Genomic DNA, 8367 nt, shown 5'->3' with positions numbered 1-8367 from the left:
ACTGACGAAGTCAGTAACATATATACGGCAAGGCAACGCTGACGTGGTTTGAAGAGATTTTCGAAGAGTATTAAATGCTGAAAAGTTGTCCGAGCAGGAAGGTAACGCCCATGGTCAAGAGACCAATAGCTAGGTTCCGAATCATAGCTGTTCTAGTCGGAGCCTTTCCAAGTTTGGCACTAGTGTAACCAGTGAGAAGAAGAGCCACACCGACGATAAGGACAGTAACAGGGATGCGGTATTCACTTGGGAAAATAGTTACTGACAGCATTGGTGGTAAGCTACCAAGGAAAAAAGAAATAAAGCTAGAGATAGCAGCATGCCAAGGATTGGTAAATTCTTCATACTCAATACCGTATTTTTCCTCTACCAAAGCCTTGAGCGGATTATTTAAAAAGGCTTTGTTGGTCAAGAGTTGAGCAGAGGTTTCACATTCTCCATTTTGGATATAGGCAGCATAGAGGGACTTTTTGGCTAGTTCCATATCTTGGTCTAGCAAGAGCTGCTCACGCGCAACGGCTGCTTCCTCGGTATCTTTTTGAGTTGAAACGGATACATATGCTCCACCAGCCATTGAAAAGGCACCTGCCAAAATAGCTGCAAATCCTGATAAAAAGATAATCCAGATATTGCTCGTAGCACTAGCAACCCCAATAACCACACCAGCAATGGAAATAATCCCATCGTTAGCACCAAGAACACCCGCACGCAGAATATTTAAACGACCTGCAAAATTTGAATCGATTTCGTGATTTGTTTCTGACATACTATTCTCCTTTTTATCCAGTATAAAGGAAACATATAGGGAAATCAATCTTTTAAAAGTATCTGAAAAAAGTTGCACGATTTTAATGATATAAAAATGTCGACATCTTCTCTGATAGATCAAACACCGAAGGTAAAGAGTGTAGAATAGCATAAAAAATTTTAAATTAAATACGATAATCATTTTGTTCACTTTATAATCGATTACAAGAAAATAATTAGTGTGAAATCAAATAAAATCCAAATATTTTACGAACTTTTTTATATTTTTTTCGTAAAACGCTTTACAAGTTCTTAAAAACATGATATAGTAATAAAGCTTAGAAAATGAGATGATGTTTTCTAGCAAATATAAACCCGAGTAAAAAATGCCTACGGACAGGCAGGGTTGAATGCCGAAGCGTGGTTGAAAAACCACATTATTGATAGGGTTAAAAGCCTACTTTTATAAGTTGATGTTAGGACGTTTGTCCTAATTCATAAATTTTTAGTGTGGTGAAAGCACACGTCATCTTGTGAAACGATCAATAAAGTACGTAATATTTGCTACTAGAGAGTTAGGAAACATCGGGAACAGACATACTCAACAGAAACAAACATAAAAACGTCAGAAGATTGCAGAGCAGGTGAAATCCTGCTCTTTTTTCATGAGTCAACCTTTAGTCGCCTTCGTCTTCTTGAAGCGCTAAAAATACGGTAAAGGAGTATGTCTTGAAAGAGTTAGATCAGAACCAAGCCCCTATTTATGAGGCCTTGGTGAAGTTACGCAAGAAAAGGATTGTTCCCTTTGATGTTCCAGGTCACAAGCGTGGACGGGGAAATCCAGAACTTGTCGAACTGTTAGGTGAAAAATGTGTTGGCATTGATGTCAATTCGATGAAACCCTTGGATAATCTTGGTCACCCCATTTCGATTATTCGGGATGCAGAGGAGCTGGCAGCTGATGCTTTTGGAGCAGCCCATGCCTTTCTCATGATTGGTGGAACAACTTCATCGGTGCAGACTATGATTCTGTCAACCTGCAAGGCAGGAGATAAGATTATTCTGCCACGAAATGTCCACAAATCTGCTATCAATGCGCTGGTTCTATGTGGTGCCATTCCCATCTATATCGAGATGAGTGTGGATCCTAAGATTGGTATCGCTTTAGGTCTTGAAAATGACCGAGTAGCCCAGGCCATAAAGAACCATCCAGATGCCAAGGCCATTTTGATTAACAATCCTACTTACTACGGCATCTGTTCAGACCTAAGGGGATTGACAGAAATGGCCCATGAAGCTGGTATGATGGTTTTGGTAGATGAGGCCCACGGAGCGCATTTGCATTTTACAGATAAACTTCCAATTTCTGCTATGGATGCAGGAGCTGATATGGCAGCAGTTTCCATGCATAAGTCTGGTGGGAGTTTGACCCAAAGTTCGCTTCTTTTAATCGGGAATCAGATGAATCCCGAATACGTACGTCAGATTATCAACCTGACCCAGTCAACATCCGCCTCTTATTTGTTGATGGCTAGTTTGGATATTTCGCGTCGCAACTTGGTCTTTCGTGGTAAAGAGTCGTTTGAGAAGGTCATTGAGCTATCCGAGTATGCTCGCCGTGAAATCAATGCTATCGGTGGCTACTATGCCTACTCAAAAGAGTTAATAGATGGTGTCTCGGTATGTGATTTTGATGTAACCAAGTTGTCAGTTTACACTCAGGGTATTGGCTTAACAGGTATAGAGGTTTATGACCTCCTACGAGACGAATACGACATTCAGATCGAGTTTGGAGATATTGGTAATATCTTGGCCTATATTTCGATTGGTGACCGTATCCAAGACATCGAGCGTTTGGTCGGTGCTTTGGCTGATATAAAGAGACTATACTCACGAGATGGGAAGGACTTGATAGCTGGAGAATATATCCAGCCTGAGTTGGTGTTATCTCCTCGGGAAGCCTTCTATTCAGAGAGAAGAAGTTTGACCTTGGACGAATCTGTCGATCAAGTCTGTGGAGAATTTGTCATGTGTTATCCTCCAGGGATTCCTATCTTGGCTCCTGGAGAACGCATTACACGAGAAATTGTAGACTATATTCAATTTGCCAAAGAACGTGGTTGCTCCCTCCAAGGGACGGAAGATCCCGAGGTCAATCACATCAACGTCATTAAGAGAAAGGAGAACTAGATGGATTTATGGTTTTCTGAAGTTCATACTCCAGATGTGAAATTATCCCTGAGAACTGCCAAACAACTCTACGCTGGAAAAAGTGAATGGCAGGATATCGAAGTCTTGGATACGCCAGCTTTTGGGAAAATACTGATTTTAAATGGGCACGTCTTGTTTTCAGATGCGGATGATTTTGTCTACAATGAAATGACCGTCCACGTTCCCATGGCTGTCCACCCAAATCCCAAGAAAGTCTTGGTTATTGGGGGTGGTGACGGTGGTGTTGCTCAAGTTTTGACACTGTATCCTGAACTGGAGCAAATCGATATTGTGGAACCAGATGAGATGTTGGTTGAGGTCTGTCGTGAGTATTTCCCAGACTTTGCTGCGGGGCTAGATGATCCTCGTGTTACCATTTACTATCAAAACGGGCTACGCTTTTTGCGAAACTGTGAAGATGACTACGATATTATCATCAACGATGCGACAGATCCATTTGGACATACGGAAGGGCTCTTTACCAAGGAATTTTACGGTAACAGTTATCGGGCTCTTAAAGAAGACGGTATCATGATCTATCAGCATGGGAGTCCCTTCTTTGACGAGGATGAGTCAGCTTGCCGAAGCATGCACCGCAAGGTCAATCAAGCCTTTCCAATCAGCCGAGTCTATCAGGCCCATATTCCAACTAGCCCAGCTGGCTATTGGTTGTTTGGATTTGCATCGAAAAAATACCACCCTGTCAAAGATTTTGACAAGGAAGGCTGGAAAGAACGCCAGCTTTTCACAGAATACTACACTGCAAACTTACACGTGGGAGCCTTTATGTTGCCCAAGTATGTTGAAGACATTTTAGAAGAAGAGGAAGGAAAAAAATGAGTCGTTTACTAGTTATTGGATGTGGGGGCGTTGCCCAAGTTGCTATTTCAAAGATTTGTCAAGATAGCGAAACGTTTAAAGAAATTATGATTGCTAGCCGTACTAAGTCAAAATGTGATGACTTGAAGGCTAAACTGGAGGGCAAAACAAGTACAAAGATTGAGACAGCTGCTCTTGATGCTGACAAGGTAGAAGAAGTGATTGCCCTGATTGAAAGCTACAAACCAGAAGCTGTTTTGAACGTAGCTTTACCATATCAAGATTTAACCATTATGGACGCTTGTTTGGCAACAGGTGTCCACTATATCGACACAGCCAACTACGAGGCAGAGGATACAGAAGATCCTGAGTGGCGTGCCATCTATGAGAAACGTTGCAAGGAACTTGGTTTTACAGCCTACTTTGACTACTCATGGCAGTGGGCTTATCAGGAGAAATTCAAAGAAGCAGGTTTGACTGCTCTGCTTGGATCTGGCTTTGACCCAGGTGTGACTAGTGTCTTTTCTGCCTATGCTCTCAAACATTATTTTGATGAAATCCACTATATCGACATTTTAGACTGTAATGGTGGTGACCACGGTTATCCATTTGCGACCAACTTCAACCCAGAAATCAATCTACGCGAGGTTTCTGCGCCAGGTTCTTACTGGGAAGATGGAAAATGGGTCGAAGTCGAAGCCATGTCTATCAAGCGTGAGTATGATTTTCCACAGGTTGGACAAAAAGATATGTATCTCCTTCACCACGAAGAAATTGAATCATTGGCCAAAAACATTCCAGGTGTCAAACGTATTCGTTTCTTTATGACTTTTGGTCAATCTTATCTAACACATATGAAATGCTTGGAAAATGTAGGGCTCCTTCGTACGGATACCATTAACTTTAACGGCCAAGAAATCGTTCCAATCCAATTCTTAAAAGCCTTGCTTCCAGATCCAGCCAGCCTTGGACCACGTACTGTAGGTAAAACCAATATTGGATGTATCTTTACAGGTGTAAAAGATGGCGTTGAAAAGACCATCTACATTTACAATGTTTGCGACCATCAGGAATGTTACGCAGAAGTTGGTTCACAAGCCATTTCTTACACGACAGGCGTTCCAGCCATGATTGGGACAAAATTGGTTATGAACGGTACTTGGAAACAAGCTGGAGTGTATAACCTTGAGGAGTTAGATCCAGATCCATTCATGGAAGCTTTGAATGAGTATGGTTTGCCATGGGTTGTGGTTGAAAATCCACAAATGGTGGACTAATGAAGTTAGAACAAGTACCAACACCAGCTTACGTCATTGACTTGACAAAGTTAGAAGCAAACTGCCGCATTCTACAATATGTACAAGAAGAAGCTGGTTGCAAGGTTTTGCTTGCCCAGAAGGCATATTCCCTCTACAAAACCTATCCCCTAATTAGCCAATATCTCTCTGGTACAACGGCTAGTGGACTCTATGAGGCCAAATTGGCAAGGGAAGAATTTCCTGGTGAAGTCCATGTATTTGCGCCTGCTTTCAAGGATGCAGACTTGGAGGAATTGCTTGAGATAACAGACCATATCGTTTTTAATTCTGAGAGACAGTTGCGTAAGCATGGTTCGCGTTGTCGTGAGGCTGGTATCAGTGTTGGTTTACGTCTCAATCCTCAATGTTCAACACAGGGTGACCATGCGCTCTATGACCCTTGTGCACCTGGTTCTCGTTTTGGCGTAACTTCAGACAAGATACCGAGTGATTTGCTGGATTTGGTGGATGGTCTTCATTTTCACACCCTTTGTGAGCAGGGAGCAGATGATTTACAGACAACTTTGAAAGCAGTAGAAGCGCAGTTTGGTTCTTATTTACATGAAGTAAAATGGCTCAACATGGGTGGTGGTCATCACATCACAAGAGAAGACTATGATGTGAATTTGCTGATTTCTGAAATCAAACGTATTCGAGAAACTTACAATCTTGAAGTTTATATCGAGCCGGGTGAAGCCATTGCGCTCAATGCAGGTTATCTAGCAACTGAAGTATTGGATATTGTAGAAAACGGTATGGAAATCTTGATTTTAGACGCCTCTGCGACCTGCCATATGCCTGACGTACTTGAGATGCCCTATCGTCCACCTTTGAGAAATGGTTTTGAGGCACAGGATAAAGCCCATACCTATAGACTTTCTTCCAATACTTGTCTGACGGGTGATGTAATTGGTGATTATAGCTTTGAAAATCCAGTCCAAATTGGAGACAGACTTTATTTCGAAGACATGGCCATTTATTCTTTTGTCAAAAATAATACCTTTAATGGTATTGGATTGCCAAGTCTTTATCTTATGGACGAGCAGGGTGAGTGTAGCTTAGTCAAAGCCTTTGGCTATCAAGATTTTAAAGGGAGATTATCATGATGGACAGTCCCAAAAAATTAGGCTATCGTATGCCAGCAGAGTACGAACCCCATCATGGTACTCTCATGATATGGCCGACTCGACCAGGTTCATGGCCCTTTCAAGGAAAGGCTGCCAAAAGAGCATTTACTCAGATTATCAAGACTATAGCAGAAGGCGAAAAAGTCTATCTTTTGGTAGACCAAGACTACTTAGCTGAAGCCCAATCTTATCTTGGAGATAAGGTTGTTTATTTAGACATCCCCACCAATGATGCCTGGGCGCGTGATACTGGCCCAACCATTCTTGTCAATGACAAAGGCCAGAAATTAGCCGTGGATTGGTCTTTCAATGCTTGGGGTGGAGCTGTAGATGGTCTCTACCAAGACTACGAAGCCGATGACCAAGTAGCCAGTCGTTTTGCTGAGGCCTTGGAAATGCCTGTTTATGATGCTAAACCTTTTGTACTTGAAGGTGGTTCGATACACAGCGATGGTCAAGGAACCATTCTTGTGACTGAAAGTTGCTTGCTTAGTCCTGGTCGCAATCCTCATCTGACTAAAGAGGAAATCGAGAATACCTTATTAGAAAGCCTTGGTGCTGAAAAAGTTATCTGGCTGCCTTATGGTATTTATCAGGACGAAACCAATGAACACGTTGACAACGTTGCTGCCTTTGTTGGTCCTGCTGAGCTTGTTTTGGCTTGGACAGACGACAAAAGCGATCCTCAATATGCCATGTCAAAAGCAGATCTCGAACTTTTAGAGCAAGAAACAGATGCAAAAGGTCGTCCCTTCACTATTCATAAATTGCCAATTCCAGCTCTTCATCAAGTTGTAACCAAAGAGGATTTGCCAGGCTACATCTATGAAGAAGGAGAAGAAGAGAGATACGCAGGTGAACGACTAGCAGCTTCCTACGTAAACTTTTATATTGCCAACAAGGCTGTCTTGGTTCCCCAATTTCAAGATAAAAACGATCAAGTAGCCTTAGATATCCTCAGTAAGTGTTTCCCAGACCGTAAAGTTGTCGGAATTCCAGCCAGAGATATTCTTTTAGGTGGTGGTAATATTCACTGTATCACCCAACAAATCCCAGAATAGGAGAAAAAGATGAGAAATGTAAGAGTTGCAGCCATTCAGATGCAATGCGCCAAGGATGTAACAACAAATATCCAAACCGCAGAGCGTTTAGTACGTCAGGCTGCAGAACAAGGTGCACAAATTATTCTTTTACCCGAATTATTTGAACGTCCCTATTTCTGTCAGGAACGTCAGTATGACTACTACCAGCATGCCCAATCGGTGACAGACAATACAGCTATTCAGCATTTTAAAACCATTGCCAAGGAGCTAAAGGTCGTTTTACCAATCAGTTTCTATGAAAAAGATGGCAATGTCTTGTATAACTCTATTGCCGTTATTGATGCAGATGGGGAAGTGCTGGGCGTTTATCGAAAGACCCACATACCAGACGACCATTATTATCAAGAAAAGTTTTATTTCACGCCTGGCAACACTGGTTTCAAGGTCTGGGATACTCGCTATGCTAAGATTGGGATTGGAATCTGTTGGGATCAATGGTTCCCTGAAACAGCGCGCTGTCTTGCATTGAATGGTGCTGAATTGCTCTTTTACCCAACCGCTATCGGTTCAGAGCCTATCTTAGATACAGACAGTTGTGGTCATTGGCAACGTACTATGCAAGGGCATGCAGCAGCGAATATTGTTCCAGTCATCGCAGCCAATCGTTATGGGTTAGAGGAAGTCATTCCAAGTGAGGAAAATGGCGGACAGAGTTCCAGTCTTGACTTTTACGGTTCATCCTTTATGACGGACGAAACAGGAGCTATTCTAGAGCAAGCTAAAAGACAAGCTGAAGCTGTTCTGTTAGCTACTTATGATCTAGACAAGGGAGCAAGCGAGCGCCTAAACTGGGGCTTGTTTCGAGATAGAAGACCCGAAATGTATCAACGCATTACGGACTAGTAGGGGAGAAATGAGAGATTCATTCTGCTAGACTCGTTTTCACTAGCAACTATAAGGATACAATGTTATCTAGTAAATGGATTTTTATGATTCACTATTCTTTTATCTTGATTAGTCCGTATTTTATACTAGACTTCCTGCAAAACTAGAATCCTAGTTCATGATTGATAATACCAACAATCAAATTCATTCGTAATCTGAAGCGTTTACGATGATTTC

7 protein-coding genes are annotated in these 8367 nt (G+C 42.1%); 6 read left to right on the top strand and 1 reads right to left on the bottom strand.

The features are described 5' to 3' along the window. Nucleotides 1–70 precede the first annotated feature (70 nt). Entirely contained in the window at nucleotides 71–766 is a 696-nt protein-coding gene (locus B4W83_RS09480; RefSeq protein WP_000005257.1) for a VIT1/CCC1 transporter family protein, read from the bottom strand. A gap of 710 nt (nucleotides 767–1476) precedes the next feature. On the opposite strand from B4W83_RS09480, the gene B4W83_RS09470 reads away from it, so the two are divergent. The 6 genes from B4W83_RS09470 to aguB are packed head-to-tail and all read left to right on the top strand — an operon-like array spanning nucleotide 1477 to nucleotide 8148. Then, a complete protein-coding gene (locus tag B4W83_RS09470) occupies nucleotides 1477–2937 on the top strand; it encodes an aminotransferase class I/II-fold pyridoxal phosphate-dependent enzyme (protein WP_000660993.1) in 1461 nt (486 codons plus the stop codon). Beyond that, nucleotides 2938–3798 carry a polyamine aminopropyltransferase gene (gene speE, locus B4W83_RS09465; RefSeq protein WP_000366711.1) on the top strand — a complete coding sequence of 287 codons (861 nt, stop codon included), beginning with the start codon at nucleotides 2938–2940 and terminating at the stop codon, nucleotides 3796–3798. Further along, nucleotides 3795–5054: a saccharopine dehydrogenase family protein gene (locus tag B4W83_RS09460; protein WP_000088751.1), complete on the top strand. Its 1260-nt coding sequence runs from the start codon at nucleotides 3795–3797 to the stop codon at nucleotides 5052–5054. Before speE ends, B4W83_RS09460 begins: the two co-directional genes overlap by 4 nt. Next, nucleotides 5054–6181 carry a carboxynorspermidine decarboxylase gene (nspC, locus tag B4W83_RS09455; protein ID WP_000764389.1) on the top strand — a complete coding sequence of 376 codons (1128 nt, stop codon included), beginning with the start codon at nucleotides 5054–5056 and terminating at the stop codon, nucleotides 6179–6181. The genes B4W83_RS09460 and nspC overlap by 1 nt, the downstream gene beginning before the upstream one ends. Further along, nucleotides 6178–7263 carry an agmatine deiminase gene (gene aguA, locus B4W83_RS09450; protein ID WP_000969482.1) on the top strand — a complete coding sequence of 362 codons (1086 nt, stop codon included), beginning with the start codon at nucleotides 6178–6180 and terminating at the stop codon, nucleotides 7261–7263. The genes nspC and aguA overlap by 4 nt, the downstream gene beginning before the upstream one ends. Before the next feature lie 9 nt (nucleotides 7264–7272). Beyond that, nucleotides 7273–8148, top strand: coding sequence for an N-carbamoylputrescine amidase (aguB, locus tag B4W83_RS09445; protein ID WP_001246748.1), 876 nt, complete (start codon nucleotides 7273–7275; stop codon nucleotides 8146–8148). Nucleotides 8149–8367: the final 219 nt, after the last annotated feature.

It is taken from the genome of Streptococcus pseudopneumoniae ATCC BAA-960 = CCUG 49455 (assembly GCF_002087075.1).
GTDB classification, from domain to species: domain Bacteria; phylum Bacillota; class Bacilli; order Lactobacillales; family Streptococcaceae; genus Streptococcus; species Streptococcus pseudopneumoniae.
This window is presented reverse-complemented; position numbering and strand designations above follow the sequence as displayed.